Source organism: Nocardia iowensis (genome assembly GCF_019222765.1).
In the GTDB taxonomy this organism is placed as follows: domain Bacteria; phylum Actinomycetota; class Actinomycetes; order Mycobacteriales; family Mycobacteriaceae; genus Nocardia; species Nocardia iowensis.
In genome coordinates this window covers 6961023-6977534 of record NZ_CP078145.1, presented here as the reverse complement: position 1 = coordinate 6977534, position 16512 = coordinate 6961023, and the positions used below count along the sequence as shown (strand labels likewise).

Here is a 16512-nt window from a genome sequence, read left to right as displayed (position 1 = left end):
CGGGCCTTTCCAGGTGGAGCGGTGGAGCGAGTGGTGCTGTCAGAAGACGAAACCCTCGGGGAAGGGATCGGTGGGGTCGAGCAGGTAGTTCGCGGTCCCGGTCAGCCACGCGCGGCCGGTGATCGCGGGCACGATCGCGGGTCGACCACCGACCGTGGCGGTTTCGACGGCCCGCGCGTAGAAGGTGGTGCCGATGAACGAATCGTTTTGCAGCACTTGATCCTCGGTGAGGTAACCACGGGCGTGCTGGCGCGCCAGTAGCGCGGAGGTGCCGGTGCCGCAGGGCGAGCGGTCGAACCAGCCCGGGTGAATGGCCATCGCGTGGCGGGTGTGCGCGGGCTCGGCGGCCGGGTCGAGGAACAGCACATGCTTACATCCACCGATCCGCTCGTCCTCGAGGTGTACCGGACGCCGGAACTCGTTGATGGACGCCATGATTCGCAGGCCCGCGTCGAGGATCCGGCCTTTGTGCGCCCGGTCGAACGGCAACCCGAGCTTGCCGAGGTCGACGATGGCGTAGAAGTTGCCGCCGTAGGCCATGTCGTAGCGCACCGGGCCGATGCCTGGTACCTCGACCTCGTTGTCCAGGCTGTCGCAGTAGGCGGGCACGTTGCGCAGCGTGACCGAGTCGGCATGGCCGCCGCTGACTGCGACCGAGGCGACGACCCGTCCGGCCGGGGTGTCGAGCCGGATTTCGGTGACCGGCTCGGTGACCGGCACCATGCCCGCCTCGACCAGGGCGGTCGCGACGCCGATGGTGCCGTGCCCGCACATCGGCAGCAGCCCACTGACCTCGATGAACAGCACACCGTAGTGGCCGTCTTCGGTGGTGGCCTGCTGCAGGATCGCGCCACTCATCGCCGCGTGGCCGCGCGGCTCGTTGACCAGCAGCCTGCGCAGCCCGTCGAGGTGTTGGGCGAAGTACATCCGCCGGGCCGCCATGGTGTCGCCGGGGATGGCGCCGACCCCGCCGGTGATCACCCGGGTCGGCATGCCCTCGGTGTGCGTGTCGATGGCGGAGATGATCATGTTGCTGCGCATCAGGACGGTCCTTCGTTGTCGAGTTCGGCGATCTCGCGCAAGCGCACCGGAGCGGCCAGCGGCCGCCACGCGGGCGAGGCCGCGGCGAGACCTGTTGCGGGAGAGGCATCGTCGGCGGCGCCGTCGGAGCAGAGCCGACTGCGCAACGCTTCGATATTCGCCGCGCACATCCGGCCCTGACATGGGCCGAGTCCGGCGCGGGTGGCCAGCTTGGCGGGCCGGTAACTGTCACCGCCGGCGCGGGACCAAGCGTCGGTCAGCTCGGCACGGGTGGTGCCCTCGCACCGGCAGAGCACGGTGTCGGGTTGCGACCAGGTCAGCACGCCCGGCCCGATCGGGTGCGCGGCCGCGAGCCGTGCCACGAATTGCTGGGCGGTGCGGTGGCGAGCCAGTAGCGAGCGGTCCGCGGCGGCGCCCGCCGCGGCCAGACCGGCGACAGTACCCTCGACGGCGGCGACCTGGGCGCCGCCGATGCCGGTGATTTCCCCTGCCGCCCAGACATTTTCGGCGCTCGTCCGCTGGCTCTCGTCGACCCGCACGAAGCCGTCCGCGGTGAGACGCGCTCCGGCGGCGACCGCGAGTTCGTGCTGCGGGGTGAATCCGTGCGAGACCGCGACCGCGTCCACCGGCACCGTGCGGTGACTGCCGGGGATCGGCACCCAGTCCGCGTCGAGCCGGGCGATGGTGGCCTCCTCCACCCGGCCGTCACCCGCCACCGAGACTACCGCCCGCGCGGTGCGCAACGGAATCCGGTGTCGCACACCGCACGCCACGTACTCGGCCAGTTCGACGGCCTTACCCGCGCTGTGCCGCAATTGCCACGGCTTGGCGGCCCAGTGCCGGGCGATCCGGCGGCCGGGGTTGGCCTCGAGCACCGCTCGGACCTCGGTGCCGTTCTCGGCGAGTGACTGCGCGACCGGAAGCAGGAACGGGCCGGTGCCGGAGAGCAACACGGACCGGCCGACCAGCACGCGCTGCGTCTTCGCGAGAGTCTGTGCGGCACCGGCGGTATAGACGCCGGGCAGGTCCCAGCCGGGGAACGGGCACACTCGGTCGTAAGCGCCGGTGGCGAGCACCAGTGCGTGGCCCGCGACCACGCGGTGCACCCGACGGTCGCCTTCGACGCCGATCAGCAATCGCACAGCCGGACAGGCACCGTCGAGCCCGCGTTCGATTTGGTAAACGGCTGCCAGCGGCAGGTATTCGCAGCGCGGGTGCTCGATCAGCAGGCGCGCGCGGCGGGCGGCCGAGTCGTACCCGTGCCCGATGCTCAGTGGCTGACGGACGCCGTACGCGGCGGGTATGCGCCGGTTGTACTGGCCGCCCAGCGCCTCGTTCGAGTCGATCAGGGTCACGGTCGCGCCGTGCCGGAGTGCGGATTCGGCCGCCGCGGCACCGGCCGGGCCGCCACCGATCACCACGACATGCCTGCTCATCGTGCGTCTCCGGACAGTCGGGTCTGAGTGGTGACAATGTCGCCATCGCGGGCGGGGCGCCTGCACAGCCGGACATCCGGGATGCCGTTGACGGTGGCGACGCAGTCGAAACACACGCCGATGCCACAGAACACGCCGCGCGAACCGCCGGACGGTGCGGTGCGCCACTGCGAGCGCCCTCCGGCAAGTAACACGGTGGCGAGCGTCTGGCCGTGCGCACCCGGCATCGGTACCCCGTCCACGGTGACCGTCAGCGCCCGATCGGCGCGGCCGACCGGATCGACATCCGCCGGAATCAAATGCGGGCTCATGCCGCCATCCCCTTAGGCCCCAAGGCTGTCGGCATCGAACGGGCCGTCGCGTGCGGGCTCATGACTGGCCTCGCTGGCGCTCGGCTACATCATTCGCCAAGGGCGCTGTGCTGCTGATTCGTTCGCTTCGCTCACTCATCGGAGTACCTTCTTCGTGCTCGGTTCGGTGGACTGAGTGATGACGGCGGGGCGGTCGACGGTGAAGGCCGCGATGTCGACCTCGTCTGTCTGTCCGGCAAGCGCGGACGAAATCAGTTGGGCGGTGCCGACCGACAGGCCGATGCCCGCACCCTCGTGCCCGGTGGCATGCCACAGTCCGGGTAGTCGCGGATCGGGCCCGATCACCGGGAGGTGATCGTCCACGTAGGGGCGGAAGCCGCCGTAGGCCCGCATGATCGCGACCTCGGCGAGCACGGGGTACAGGCGAATTGCCCTGCGGGCGATGGCGGCCAGGCTGTCCGGGCGGAGCCGGTCGTCGAAGCCGCATTGGCGACGTGACGAGCCGAGCAGCAGCGGGCCGCCCCGAGTCGACTCGACAACGGCCGAGGATTGCAGCGCCGCGTCCGAACTACCAACGGCTCCTACGTAATCCGCGTCGTAGACCTTGTGGAAGACGGTCGGCGGCATCGGCGCGGTGATGAGCACGTCGCCCCGCCGCGGCTTGATCGCGATCGGCGCGCCCAACAGGTGCGATACCGTGCTGGACCACGGGCCTGCCGCATTGATCACGACGTCGGCGTGCCGCGGTCCACGGCTGGTCTGCACTCCGATCAATCGGCCGGCATTGATCAGCGGCGCGGTTACCTCGCACCGCGTCTCGAGCACCGCGCCCGCCGCGATCGCCGCGGCGAGCAGAGCGGTCGCCGCACCGGCCGGTTGCACCTGGGCGTCCTCCGGGTAGTGCACGGCAGCGCACACGTCGCGGGTCAAAGCGGGCTCGGCCGCGGCCAACTGGTTTGCGTCCAGGTCCTCGCACCGCACGCCCGCGCCACGTTGGCTCTCGGCGAAGTCGACCAGGGCGGCGGCGCCCGCATCGGTGGTGGCGACGACTATGCCGCCCTTGGGCTCCCATTCAACGGCCGCCGCGTCGACAGGCAGGCGCTCGGCGATCCGCTCGAGGACAGCGGGCCACAGTCGCCGGGACAACTGGGCGAGCGCCAACTCCGGCCCAGGACCCTTGTCCGAGACGAGCACATTCCCTTCACCGTGCGCGGTGGTTCCGGAGGCCACCCCGCCCCGCTCACAGACGCGGACCGCGGCACCGGCCAGCGTGAGCCGGTCCGCGAGCGCGCAGCCGATCATGCCGCCACCGATGATCAGGACGTCGGTTCCCCGCATGGCGGTGGCGCGGGGCGCGGCTCCGGTCATTGCGGCCGCGCCCCGTTCACCGATCGTGGGATGGAAAGCGGGTTGTCCGAACGTAATTCGAGCGGCAGCAGGTCGTCCGGCACCGACTGGTACACCACCGGTCGCAGGAAGCGCGAGATCGACGCGGTACCAACGGAGGTCGAGGTCGGCGACGTGGTTGCCGGGTAGGGTCCGCCGTGCTGCTGCGCGTAGGTCACCGAGAGTCCGGTGGGCCAGCTGTTCCACAGCACCCGCCCGGCCGTGCCCACCGCGGCGGCGGTCAGCGCCCGGACGGTGTCGTCGACGTGGTCGCCGAATATGGAGACGGTCAGCTGCCCACCCACTGAACGGGCCAGCTCGAGCAATTCAGTGGTGTCCCGGTAGCTGACCAGAAGTGTTGCCGGGCCGAACATCTCGTGCAGCAGTGCGTCGGGATCGGACAGCACCGTGCGCGCCGTGGTGGCGAGCAGTAGCGCTTCGCCGGGCTCGCCGCCCGCCAGCAGTTCCACGTTCGGCTGCGCGCGCACGTGCTCGACGGCGCGGGTGAACCCGGCGGCGATCCCCTCGTTGAGCATTTCCCCTGTCGGCACCGGACCGGTCCGGGTCAGCTCGGCCAGTTCGGTGAAAAGCGTTGCGCCCTCTGGTATTGCGACCAGGCCCGGCTTGGTGCACAGCTGGCCCGCGCTCGCACTCACCGCGCTCAGCAGTCCCGATGCGATCTCCGCTGCCCGCGTCCGCGCGGCCGCCTCGGTGACGAATACCGGGTTGATCGAGCCGAGTTCCCCGTAGAACGGGATCGGCACCGGCCGACGGCACGCCAGGTCGTACAGCGCCCGTCCGCCCGCGGTGGAGCCGGTGAAGGCGGCAGCGGCGATGGCGGGATGGGTGAGTACCTGGACTCCGGCATCGCGCCCGAAGACGAGGCCGAAAGTGCCACTCGGAGCGCCGAATTCGGCAAGTGCCTGATCGACGAGGCGGCCCACCGCACGGGAGAGTTCGGGGTGCCCGGGACTGGCTTTGACGATCACCGGGCAGCCCGCGGCGAGCGCGGCGGCGGTGTCGCCACCCGCGACGGAGAAGGCGAACGGAAAGTTGCTGGCCGCGAAGTTGACCACCGGACCGAGCGCGACATTCATCCGGCGCAGATCCGGCCGCGGCGCACCCATCGGCCAGTCGGCGTCCGCGCTATCGATGCGCACGTCGAGGAAGTAGCCGTCGAGCACGGTCTGCGCGAACAGCCGCAACTGAAAACTGGTGCGCCGGAGTTCGCCGGCCAGCCTCGCTTCGGCCAGATGCGTCTCCCGCATCGCCACCGGGATCAGCTCGGCGGCGTGCGCGTCGAGCCGGTCGGCGACGCCGCGCAGCACTCCCGCTCGATCGGCCAGACTCATTGCCGCCCATGGGCCCGCGGCACCTGCGGCCGCGACGGCAATCGCGTCGACCTCGTCGGCAGTCGTGTCGCGAACGGATTCGACCGTGCTGTCGGTCATCGCTAGCTCCTCGTCTCTCGGGTGCGCTTGGCAGTCCGTGTGTGCTCGGCAGTCGGTGTGTGCTTTACCGGTAGCCCTTGGCCAGCACGTCACGAGTGTCCTCGCTGATCTTCGCGACCAATTCCGGTGCCAGCGGAACCCGCGGCGGACGGCACTTCCCGCCCGGGCGCCCGGCCAGCTCCATCGACAGTTTGATCGCGTGCACGAACTCGGTCTTCGAGTCCCACCGCAGCAGCTTGTGCAGCTCGCGATACAGCGGCAGCGCCTTGTCCAGGTCCCGGTTGACCGCCGCGTTGTACAGCTCGACCGTCGCCCTCGGGATCGCGTTGGGGTAGCCGGCCACCCAGCCCACCGCGCCCGCGATGCCGAGCTCCAAGACCACGTCGTCCGACCCGACGAGCACGTCGAGTTCCGGTGCGAGTTCCTTGATCTCGTAGAACCGGCGCACATCGCCGGTGAACTCTTTGACCGCCACGATCAGTCCCTCGCCGTGCAGCTCGGCCAAAAGATCCGGGGTCAGGTCGATGCGGGTGTCGATCGGGTTGTTGTACGCGACTATCGGCAAACCCACCTCGGCCACGGTGCGGTAGTGATCGAGTACCGAATCCCGGCCGCCTCGATAGGTGTTCGGCGGCAGCAGCATTACCGCCTGCGCTCCCGCCGTGGCGGCCTGCTCGGCCCACTTGCGCGCCTGCAACGCCCCGTACGCCGCGACTCCCGGCATCACCGTGAATCCCGCCGGGGCAGCCGCGATGGCCGTGGTGACCACCCTGGCGCGCTCCTCGTCGTCGAGGGTCTGGTACTCGCCGAGCGACCCGTTCGGGCTCACACCGTGACAACCATTGGCCGCCAGCCACTGCACGTGCTGCGCGTAGGCGTCGTAGTCGACCGAGTAGTCCTCAGCGAACGGCAGCGTCGTCGCGACCAGGATTCCATGCCAGGGCTTGCTCACTGCTGAGGTGATCGGTTCGGACATTGGAGCCTCCATCTGCGCGATTGTCCGGACCACCGAGGTGGTCCAGATGTCATGTGACGTGTGACATTGCACAAGATAGCGAAGTGACGACGGTCACGCAAGATGACTGAAGTGGTGCGAGACACACGAACTCCGCTGTGCGCAGCCGCAATCCGCGAAGGCCCCGCCATCAGCGTTTACCGGGCGAAGTCGAGTTGGCCTCGGTGCGACTACTCGACTTCGATCGGCACACGCTGCTGGCGGGGCGCGGTTTTCGGAGGTGAGGGGATCAGCGCGGGACTGCGGTAACCGCGATGGGTGGGATGGACTCGATGCAGGAGGTCGGTCCGGTGCTGCCGGACCGGATGAATCGGGCCACGATGTCGGTGACGCAACCGCTGGGTTCCAGATCCGGGACGTGGCCGGTGTTGGGGACCGACAGGAATGTTGCTTGTGGGAAACCGGCAGCTACCCGTTGGCCGTTCGCATCGGGGGTGATGGCGTCGAGATCGCCGGAGACCACCAGTACCGGAACGTTCGGCAGGGTGTCGCGGGCCGGAACCGGTTGCGGGCGAGTGATATTCGGCCAGCGGATGCATGCGTCGCCGCCGTCGCGCTGGGCCGCGCCGAATCCTTCGGCGCTGAAGGCTCCGACGCCGTCGGGTCCGGCTGCCGCCAGCCCGTGCCGGTATTGCCGCTCGCGCTCCGGCAATCCCGCCTCGCGCGACCAGAGTGTCGGGTAGTCGTTGCAGGCAACGGCGATGTAGAGATCGATGTTCTCCGCGGTCGGTTCGGCGGCGGCGCGTTCGGCGAACTGGCGCAGCGCCGTGTCGTCGCCCTGGGCCGAGGCGTGCAGTGCCGCGGGCAGCATGCCCAGCAGGGTGCGGGCTTGCGGGTCGGCGCCTACGCCGGTGGTTGCCACCTCGAAGATGAGAGTGCCCAGCTTACTTTCGTTGAGCTGCAACGGGTTCGGCGCACCGATCGAGATCGGCTGGACAGCCAACCGCCGTGCCACCGTGCGCAGGTCCGCGACGGCGGTCGCGCCGTCACAAACCTGGCGTCGCTCGCAGATTCGTTGGAGCGCAAGCGATACCGCCTCGGCGTTGGGACGCGACAGCAGATCGAAGTCGCGCGGATAGGCGCCGGACAGCACGATGGACTGCACGTGGTCGGGGTGGCGTTCGGCGTAGATCGGCATCAGGTAGGTGCCGTAGGAAAAGCCGTAGAGCACCAGTTTCGGGATGCCGAGCTGTTCGCGGACCGCGTCGAAATCGTCCGCGGTAGCGGCCGAGGTGTATCCGGCGGCGCGCGCACCGAGCTGTTCGCCGCATCGTGCCACCGTCTGCTGCTGTAGGTCGCGGGTGCCGAGTGTGTATTCGGCTTCGCTCGCGCCGCAGTCCAACGGGCTGGACAGTCCGGTGCCGCGCGGGTCGATGAGCAGCAGATCGTGATCGTCGAGCAGTTGCGTGGACAGTTGCGCCGCCTGCGCGGCCTGGGCGATCAGTGGCACACCGGGCCCACCCGGGTTCGGTGCGATTGTGCCCGCGGCCGGTGCGTCGAGCTTGCTGCGCCGAATGACCGCGTAACTCACGGCGACCGTGCCCAATTCCGGTTTGTCCGCTACCAATGGGCGCGACTGGATACCGCAGTCGACCCGATGACCCGGCACCGTCGGGCACCAGTCCGGGCCGGACGCTGCCTTGTCACCACATGCCGTGACCAGCGTCGTGGCAGCGATTGCCGCTACCAGGGCAGCGGCTGCCCGCATTCCGTTGCGCATCCTCGAAATCCCTTCCTTCAGAAGACTTCCCGGTATCGAGCCGAGGTCTTGACTGAATCCTGAGTGCGAAAGGTCAACGAGCGAAGAGGCCGACGACAAAATCCCGTAAGAATCCAGTGGAGGCGGCGGGGCCACGCCGCACACGTGACGGCGGTCACGAAGTGAGCAACCTGATCTCACCGAATTCGCAATCCGCCAGCAACAATGGCGGCGTGACCGCAATGAGCTCGCCAGTACCCGCCGCGTCCGTGCTCGTCGTAGAGGACGACCCGCACGTCCGCAGCACCCTGGACCAGCTGCTCCGCTTCGAGGGCTACCGCGTCCACCTGGCCGAGGACGGACAACAGGCCCTGGAGATGCTCGAGCGGATACAGCCGGATCTCGCGGTGGTCGACGTGGTCATGCCGCGCCTGGACGGACTCTCGCTGTGCAGGTTGCTGCGCCGCCGTGGTGACCGATTGCCGATCCTGGTGCTCACCGCCCGCCACCAAATCGGCGACCGCGTCGCGGGGTTGGACGCGGGCGCCGACGACTACCTGCCCAAACCGTTCGCGACAGACGAACTGCTCGCCCGGCTGCGGGCCCTGCTGCGCCGCAGCACCCTGGACGAGGACGACGCCATCCTGTCCGTCGCGGACCTGACATTGAACCCGGCGACCCGTGAGGTGCACCGGGGCCAGCGGGCGATCGAGCTCACCAAAACCGAATTCGACGTGCTCGAGCTACTGCTGCGCAACGCGCGAATCGTATTGACCCGCAGCCGCATCTACGAACACATCTGGGGATATGACTTCGACACCGATTCCCGCTCGCTCGATGTCTACATCGGCTATTTGCGTCGCAAGACCGAGCAGGAGGGCGAACCTCGGTTGATCCACACGGTCCGCAATGTCGGTTACGCCGTTCGTCCCGCCTGATGTTGCGCGCCAGGATCACCCTCGTCGTCATCGTCGCGGTGATCGCCGCGATCGTCGTCACGCTGGCGACGTCGTATCGCGGGATCACCGAGTTGGTCGCCGATCAGCACGACCGCAGTCTCAACGACCGCGCCGACGCCGTCATCGCGGTGCTGCCCGCCGTACTGCCCGAGCGCTCCGACACCACCGAACAGCTGCTGCTTGCCGACGGTACCGCCCGCCCGCTCGCACCGGGCCGGTTGGCGCTCCCGGTCGCCGAGGCCGATCGCCTGGTCGCCCGAACCGGCAGCGGAATCGCCGAATACAACATCGACCTCGACGGAGTGCCGTACGGGATCCTCACCAAGCCGCGCCAGGGCGGTGGCGCGGTGATGGTCGCGCAGCGATACCAGGAACCCGAACAGCTCGACAACGAATTCATCTGGCGCACCGGCGGCATCACGCTGATCGCGGTGGCGTTGTCGGCCCTGCTGAGCTGGCTGGCGATCGGCCGGATTCTGCGACCCGTCCGGCGCTTGCTCGCCGCCACCGAGCACATCAGCTCCACCCAGGACCTGTCGGTCCCGTTGCCACCGACCGGTCGCGACGAAATCGGCCGCCTCACCGGCAGTTTCGACACCATGCTCACCGCGCTGCGCCGCTCCCGCGCCCAGCAGCACCGGCTCGTCCAGGACGCCAGCCACGAACTGCGCACCCCGCTGACCTCCATCCGGGGCAGCGCCGAACTCTTGCAACGCGCCCGCGGCCGCCTCGAACCCGATGACGAAACCAAGGTGCTCGATACCCTCGTGCAGGAGTCCGCCGCGCTCGACGCACTGGTCGCCGAACTGGTCGAACTCGCCACCGACCAGCACACCGCCGAGGAACTTATCGTGCTGGACCTGCTCACGCTGGCCGAAGACTGCGCGCAACGTTTCCGCCACCGCAGCGGGCGCACCATCACCGTCACCGCGGACCAGCCGCGCCCGGTGCTGGCCCGGGCGCGGGCGCTGGCGCGGTGCGTCGACAATCTGCTCGGCAACGCGATCAAGTTCAGCCCCCCGGACACCCCGATCGACGTGCACATCCACGGCACTCGGTTGTCGGTGCGTGACCAGGGACCCGGCATCGCCCCCGATGACACCACCGCGATCTTCGATCGGTTCTATCGCGCGGCGAACACCCGGGGCACACCGGGTTCCGGGCTGGGCCTCGCCATCGTCGCGGACATTGTCACCGCACACCACGGCACCGTGTTCGCCGAGCACGGTCCCGGCGCGCGCATCGGCTTCGAACTACCGCCGCACGCACCGCCATCGAGCACACCCCGTCGTCGCCGAATTTGACGACCGGTGGCGCTACTTGCGGCCGATGCCTCCGTAGATCACCAGCCGGGTGGCGGGCAGGTCGCCCTCCAGCCATTCCTGCACCGGCGCCACGCCGGGGTCGAGGATCTCGAAGCCGTCGAGGAACGCTGTCGTCTGCTCCCGAGATCGGTACACCACCTGGGATGGGGTTGTGTCGGTGTCGGATTGCGATTGGGCTATGAAGTCCGGGTGAGTTTCGTTGGAACCATGAGTGAGTGCGAGGTAGCTGCCCGGTGCCATCGCGTCGCGAAACTTGGCGATGATGTCGGCCGGGTGTTCGTCGTCCATCACGAAATGCAGCACGCCGACGATCAGCACGGCTACCGGCTCGTTGAAATCGATGATCGACCCGGTTTTCAATTGGTCGAGAATGTCGTCCGGTCGGCGAACATCGGCCTTCAGTGCGGTCAGACCGGGTGAATTCGCCAGCAGCGCGTCACAATGCGCGTGCACGACGGGGTCGTTGTCGATGTAAACTACTCGCGCCGACGGTTCGATTTTGCGAGCTACTTCGTGCACGTTGGGTGAGGTGGGTATTCCCGCGCCGAGATCGATGAACTGTCGAACCCCCGCCTCAGCGGCCAGTTGGACTGCCCGCACCAGGAACTGGCGGATGAACCAGGCCAAGGTCCGGGTATCGGGCGCGATCGCGAGCATGCGATGAGCGACTTCCCGGTCGATGTCGTAGTTGTCCTTACCGCCCAGCAGGTAGTCGTAGATCCGTGCCGAACTCGGCACGTTCGGGTTGAGTCCAGGCGCGCGGTCCATTTCAGACAAGGTGTCCTCCCGATCCTCGACCATAATCGTAGCGATCTTCCCGGCTGGGCGGTGCTTTTACGCCGAGCTGTCCAGGCATCGACGCGGGCCTCGAAGCCCGCGCGTCGAATCACCCTTTGGCGGCAAGTGTATTGGCCCGCTCCATCAGCGCGTCGGCAACCGGACGAGGACGTCGGCCCAGGCCGCACGCGGTCGCGACGCCGTCGACCGGCCGGCCGAGCGCCTGCTCGATGAGCTGCAACGTGTGGAACTGTTCCGCTTCGGTAGGACTGTCGTGGACCAATCCCGCGTAGAAATGTGTTCCCGCACCGAGCGACAGGCCGGTCAGGGGCGCGTAGAACTCGGGCTTCGCCGACGGGGGTATGTCACCCGCCGCGAACGGCCCGTGGATGTATTCCAAGGCGCGATCCGAAGGCCAGTGCCGCACTACGGAATTGGCCAAATGCACCAGTGGTCGAGCATTGCGCAACGTGGCGCGGGCCTTGTTGTTCATGCTGCCTAGGCAGAGATGTACGCCGAAACGAGTTCCCGCGGGGGACAACGACGCCAGCTCGGCGATTCCACTGCCCAGTCCCAACATTCGGTCGACCAGCCCGTGCAGCGGCTGCGTCTTCGCCATCAGCACCAATTCCGCGGTCGCCTCCAGCTGTATCACGACATCGTCACCGGCCAATTCACGGATCCCGCTGATGTCGCGCACCGTGGCGTCGGTGAATGCCTTCTTGTTCCGTAACACACCGGACGCACCCGTAGCGATGAACGCCATGGTGAACGTGGTCGGCATCCCGATCTGGAGCGTGAGGTCGGGCAACTCCCGCGCCGCGCGCAGTGCCTCGAATACCGGTATCGCTTCCTTGGCCTCGCGCAGATACCCGAGGTCCATCATGTCGCCGCTGAGCCGCTTACCGCCCGGCGCACGATAAATGGTCCGATCCCGACTCGTGTTCCACTGACCGGGTTTCTTCGATTCCAGTGCGCCCTGCGCCACCAGGTCTTCGATGATCGGGCGGATATAGAACTCGTATCGGCGCGTCTCGCCGGTGGGCAGCGTTCGTAGCAGTGGACCCGCGCTGTCCAACATCGCTCTCATCGCAGCATCTGTGCTCTCGGCCGGAAAACTTCCTACGAAGTGCACCGCTCGCGTACCCATGGGTCGGATACTAGACCCAACGTTTTCCATCCCGCCCTGCCGAGACGACTCGTTGCCTTTCTGTTACGACTCGCGGTCGGCGGGCGGCGCGCGCGACCTCCATTATCAGATCAGGGTTACCAATCATTCTGTGGGGTAACGCCATTCGTCAATCTGATGGTTCTATGGACGACGGACAGCCGCCGAAACGCGGCTCCGGTACGGCTGAGCCGCGGGCGGCTCGTCGGCTCGGTTCCCAAGTGTGGCAACGCTTCTGCCGCAGTGGGAACGGCGGTAACAGGCATCGAAGGCGGCGCGATAGGTATTGCGTATCACCAGTTAGCGGGATAACCTCCGGTCTGATGACTGAGCCAGGGTGCCAAAGTGGTTATCCTCGTGTATCTCCGAGGGGAGCGCGTCGCGTGCGGGCCTCAATACAAGCGTTTGTCATGTCAACAATTCTCTGTCTAACACCGGCGGTGGCCCATGCGGATCACACCACGCTACCGGAGCGCTGCACCGCCGTTTCCTTTCCGGTAACCGGGCTGGGCACCTTGGCGGGCACCATGTGTATGCCCGCGCGGCCGACGAGCACGGTCATGGTGATGATGCCGGGTTCCGGTTACAACCACACTTACTGGGATTTCCCGTACGAGCCGCAGACCTATAGTTTTCGGCGCGCGATGAATATCGCGGGTTACGCGACACTGATCGTCGATCGGTTCGGCAACGGTGCCAGCACCCGGCCGCCGAGTGTGCAACTCACCGCGACCGGTTCGGTCCAGGCCCTACATCAACTCGTCGGAGCGGTGCGGCAGGGGCTGCCGGGCTTTCAACCATTCAGCAAGGTGATCACCGGTGGGCATTCGCTCAGTTCCGGTATCGCGGTAATCGAGGCGAGCACCTATCACGATGTGGATGGCGTTCTGCTGACCGGGTTTTCGCACAGTCTGGATATCGTCGGGACGACAGGCATAGTGTCCACTTACTATCCGGCCGAGCAGGATCCGAAATTCGCGGGTCAGGGATACGACACCGGCTATGTGACCACACGGCCCGGCACTCGCCAGGGCAATTACTACGGGCCCGGTGCCGCCGACCCGGAGGTGGTCGCGGTGGACGAGGCGACAAAGGAAGTCTTCTCGCTGACGGAGTATCCCGATGGCCTGACGTCCACCCTGCCGCCGACGACCAACAACATCAACGTCCCGGTGATGGTGGTCAATGGCAGTGCGGATCGGTTGTGCCTGCGGACATGTGAAAATACCGAGACGCTGGCTGCCGCGGAGGCACCGTATTTCAGTCCGGCCGCGAAGTTGCGCGCATTCGTCTTGCCCGGCAGCGGGCATTCGGTGAATCTCGCACCGAACACCGCCGAGTATCAGGCGGCCGTTCGGGACTGGCTGAAGTCGACGTTCGAATGACCCGTTGACCTTGCGTCGAGCCTACTTACGCATAGGGTTTCGGTTCGCCGTCGCCCGGCTCGATGCGCGGGTCGGCGAAGATCTCGACATCGCCCTGTCCGTTGGTGGCCATGCGTGCCGCGGCCGTATCGGTCACCCGCAGGGCGTACAGATTCTGCTCGGGATCCACGGCGACCAGACCGAAGTCGGCATCGACATCGTCAACGGTGAGTTGCAACTTCCGTAGTGCGTCGGCCAAGGTCGCGTTCCCCGGAAGCCGAACGGTGAGCAACGGCATGCCCCAACATTACGCGCGAGTGCCGGTCCGTTTCAGTTCAGCGAGGAGCGCGGCGGTGTCGACGACGCCGTATCCGTAGTCGTAGTTGTAGCCTCCGGCCTGCGCGGTAGCGGTGCGTTGCAGCAACGCCCGCAGCCGCGCGGGCGGCAACTCGGTCGCCGACCATTCGGTGCGGATGGCCGCGACCAGCCCGGCCGCGACCGGGCATGCCGCGGAGGTACCGGTGTCCGGCTCGGTGGCGCCGAACGCCGTCGACCCGAGGAAGTGGGTGTAGGCGCAGATATCCGGCTTGCGCGCGGTCAACCGGCCGGGGCCCTGCGACGAGTAGCCGACCCGGATGCCCGCGGTGTCGACGCCGCCGACGGCCAAGACGCCGGGATGGGAGTTGGCGCCGCCGATCGGCCGCTCCTTGTAGGCGCAGCGTTCGTCCGGGCAGTCACGCCCGCAATTGCCCGCGGCGAAGAGGATGTCGGCGCCCGCGGACTCGACCGAGCCGACGATCACGTTGAACGGATGGGACGGATTGTCGGAGTAATTGCCCGGCTGCCCGACCGGAAAGTCCCACTTCGGCGAGAACGAACCCCAACTGTTGCTGATCACCAGCGCCCGTGACACGGCGGGCTGATCGGTGAGCACGGTGCGCAGGTGGGCGTAGGCGGCGAGGGCGTCCGACAGCAGCCCGTCCATCGTGGTGCCGCCCTGCCGGGTACTCCGCAGCACCGGGATGTCGATCAGCGCGGCCTTCGGCGCGGCGATGAGCGCGTCGAAAGCGCACATCGTGCCGTGGTCCACCGGAAACTCACCCGCCGTTCCGGTGACACCAGGCGGATTCCAGCTACGCGCCTTGTCGATGGTCACCTCGCCGCCACGGACCTGCTCGACCCGCGCGACATTGATGCCGGTGTCGACGATGGCCAGCGCCACCGACGTGCCGTCCAGCCCGGCGGCCGCCAGCTCGCCATGGCGCAGCAGGGTTTCGACATCGTGCCAATTGCCGACCGCGGGGGTGCCGCCACAGGTGAGGATGGTCTGGATGTGTGGATCCGCGAATACTCCGGTGACGCCGCGGGCCGCGGACAATTGCGACACGTAGCCCGCGATGTCGTCGTCGCCGATTTCACCGCGCACCACCACGGTCGCGTCCGCTGGTTCCGGCGAGTACGTCAACTCCTCGGTGACGCGCACGGGGGGAACGGATTTCGGCACCGCGACCGGAGCGAACGAATGATCGAGCACGATCCCGGGCAGATGCCCGGCAACATCGGCGGAGGCAACCGGCACCGCGGGATCGGCGACTGCGGTAATCAGATCGACGGACGGACGAAGCTGAATAAGTACGCGCATGACCGACATCCTGCCGTTCTCCTCGGCAAAATTCGCGTCGGCCACGCCCGGTGGGGCCGCGGTCGACGAGGCGGGCCGGCCCGCGGTCGGGAGAACCGCAAGCTGCCAGCAATTTCTCCGACGACCGTGTCTCGGATCACAGTACGTCCCCGTATTCAGGCAGCGGGCGCCTCGAAACAGACACACCGGACAACGATGGGATGGTGCGCATGGTTTCTGGGCGGGAGTCGACTACAAGTGTATTCCCGCACCTCAGCGCCCGACCCGGTGGTTTCCCAATGATGTCCGAGTTGAAACCGAAATGCATTCTAGTGGAATACATTTCGATTTGATAAGGGATTGCCGACGGCTTCGTTCGTCGCTAGGCTGGCGGCGGTTGCCAGCCTCTTCGATGTCCAATTACCCAGCGGGGCAACCAGGTTCATTCGATACATTTCGATGTTTGATGGGACGGTTCGATGAAATCACGTACGCGTTCGGGTTTGTTCGGTATCGCCGCTATCTCGTGCCTCGCGGCAACCGCCGGCGCCGCACCGACAGTATTCGCGGCGCCGAACACGCCATCGGACAAACTGTGCACGATCACCTACCCGGTCCCGGATGGTGAGTTCACCGTCGAGGCCTCCAGTGACGTGTTCGCGGTGTCCGGCAACAACGGGTCCTTCGATCTGACCCTGCACACCGACGCTCGGTCGGACATCGGATACAACCAGAAATTCTCGGTCACCTGGGCAAATATCGACACCGGCCGCAACGGCCAAGCGGACACCAGCGCCCGGGTGCAGGGCCCGGAGAATGTGTTGTCCATCCCCGGCGTGCAGACCGAGCCCGGCCGGATCGCCCTGGTACTCGCCGTCGCCAACAACGATGGCGGACAGAACTACACCAACGGCGATTGCAGCGTGGAATATCAAGCGCGCTAGTTCGTCCGGCGAAGG

General features: G+C 67.2%; 15 protein-coding genes. 4 read left to right on the top strand and 11 right to left on the bottom strand.

Features of this window, described 5'->3' with window-relative positions; genetic code table 11:
• Nucleotides 1-39: 39 nt before the first annotated feature.
• The 7 genes from KV110_RS32125 to KV110_RS32095 form a co-directional block, all read right to left on the bottom strand.
• Nucleotides 40-1041, bottom strand: coding sequence for a proline racemase family protein (locus KV110_RS32125; protein ID WP_218470922.1), 1002 nt, complete (start codon nt 1039-1041; stop codon nt 40-42).
• Nucleotides 1041-2477: an FAD-dependent oxidoreductase gene (locus KV110_RS32120; RefSeq protein WP_218470921.1), complete on the bottom strand. Its 1437-nt coding sequence runs from the start codon at nt 2475-2477 to the stop codon at nt 1041-1043. The genes KV110_RS32125 and KV110_RS32120 overlap by 1 nt, the downstream gene beginning before the upstream one ends.
• Nucleotides 2474-2788, bottom strand: a complete 315-nt coding sequence (locus tag KV110_RS32115) for a (2Fe-2S)-binding protein (protein WP_218470920.1) — start codon at nt 2786-2788, stop codon at nt 2474-2476. Before KV110_RS32115 ends, KV110_RS32120 begins: the two co-directional genes overlap by 4 nt.
• Nucleotides 2789-2923: 135 nt before the next feature.
• Nucleotides 2924-4156: an NAD(P)/FAD-dependent oxidoreductase gene (locus tag KV110_RS32110; RefSeq protein WP_218470919.1), complete on the bottom strand. Its 1233-nt coding sequence runs from the start codon at nt 4154-4156 to the stop codon at nt 2924-2926.
• The gene (locus tag KV110_RS32105) at nt 4153-5625 is read right to left on the bottom strand and encodes an aldehyde dehydrogenase (NADP(+)) (protein WP_218470918.1); all 1473 of its coding nucleotides are present in this window, start codon (nt 5623-5625) and stop codon (nt 4153-4155) included. The genes KV110_RS32110 and KV110_RS32105 overlap by 4 nt, the downstream gene beginning before the upstream one ends.
• Before the next feature lie 64 nt (nt 5626-5689).
• The gene (locus KV110_RS32100; RefSeq protein ID WP_218470917.1) at nt 5690-6601 is read right to left on the bottom strand and encodes a dihydrodipicolinate synthase family protein; all 912 of its coding nucleotides are present in this window, start codon (nt 6599-6601) and stop codon (nt 5690-5692) included.
• Between the two features lie 268 nt (nt 6602-6869).
• Nucleotides 6870-8360 carry an alpha/beta fold hydrolase gene (locus tag KV110_RS32095; RefSeq protein WP_218470916.1) on the bottom strand — a complete coding sequence of 497 codons (1491 nt, stop codon included), beginning with the start codon at nt 8358-8360 and terminating at the stop codon, nt 6870-6872.
• A gap of 221 nt (nt 8361-8581) precedes the next feature.
• Between KV110_RS32095 and KV110_RS32090 the strand changes: the two genes are divergently transcribed.
• Entirely contained in the window at nt 8582-9277 is a 696-nt protein-coding gene (locus tag KV110_RS32090) for a response regulator transcription factor (protein ID WP_218479172.1), read from the top strand.
• Nucleotides 9277-10602, top strand: a complete 1326-nt coding sequence (locus tag KV110_RS32085) for a HAMP domain-containing sensor histidine kinase (RefSeq protein WP_218470915.1) — start codon at nt 9277-9279, stop codon at nt 10600-10602. Before KV110_RS32090 ends, KV110_RS32085 begins: the two co-directional genes overlap by 1 nt.
• Before the next feature lie 12 nt (nt 10603-10614).
• Here the strand turns inward: KV110_RS32085 and KV110_RS32080 are convergent, their stop codons facing one another.
• The gene (locus KV110_RS32080) at nt 10615-11391 is read right to left on the bottom strand and encodes an SAM-dependent methyltransferase (protein ID WP_218470914.1); all 777 of its coding nucleotides are present in this window, start codon (nt 11389-11391) and stop codon (nt 10615-10617) included.
• A gap of 118 nt (nt 11392-11509) precedes the next feature.
• Nucleotides 11510-12490, bottom strand: coding sequence for a hypothetical protein (locus KV110_RS32075; protein ID WP_246634119.1), 981 nt, complete (start codon nt 12488-12490; stop codon nt 11510-11512).
• Between the two features lie 401 nt (nt 12491-12891).
• On the opposite strand from KV110_RS32075, the gene KV110_RS32070 reads away from it, so the two are divergent.
• Complete coding sequence (locus tag KV110_RS32070) at nt 12892-13953, top strand: alpha/beta hydrolase (protein ID WP_246634118.1); 1062 nt, start codon at nt 12892-12894, stop codon at nt 13951-13953.
• A gap of 25 nt (nt 13954-13978) precedes the next feature.
• Here the strand turns inward: KV110_RS32070 and KV110_RS32065 are convergent, their stop codons facing one another.
• A complete protein-coding gene (locus KV110_RS32065; protein ID WP_218470912.1) occupies nt 13979-14230 on the bottom strand; it encodes a hypothetical protein in 252 nt (83 codons plus the stop codon).
• Nucleotides 14231-14239: 9 nt separating this feature from the next.
• A complete protein-coding gene (locus tag KV110_RS32060) occupies nt 14240-15574 on the bottom strand; it encodes a S8 family serine peptidase (RefSeq protein WP_246634117.1) in 1335 nt (444 codons plus the stop codon).
• A 458-nt stretch (nt 15575-16032) separates the two neighbouring features.
• Between KV110_RS32060 and KV110_RS32055 the strand changes: the two genes are divergently transcribed.
• Entirely contained in the window at nt 16033-16497 is a 465-nt protein-coding gene (locus tag KV110_RS32055; protein ID WP_218470910.1) for a hypothetical protein, read from the top strand.
• Nucleotides 16498-16512 lie beyond the last annotated feature (15 nt).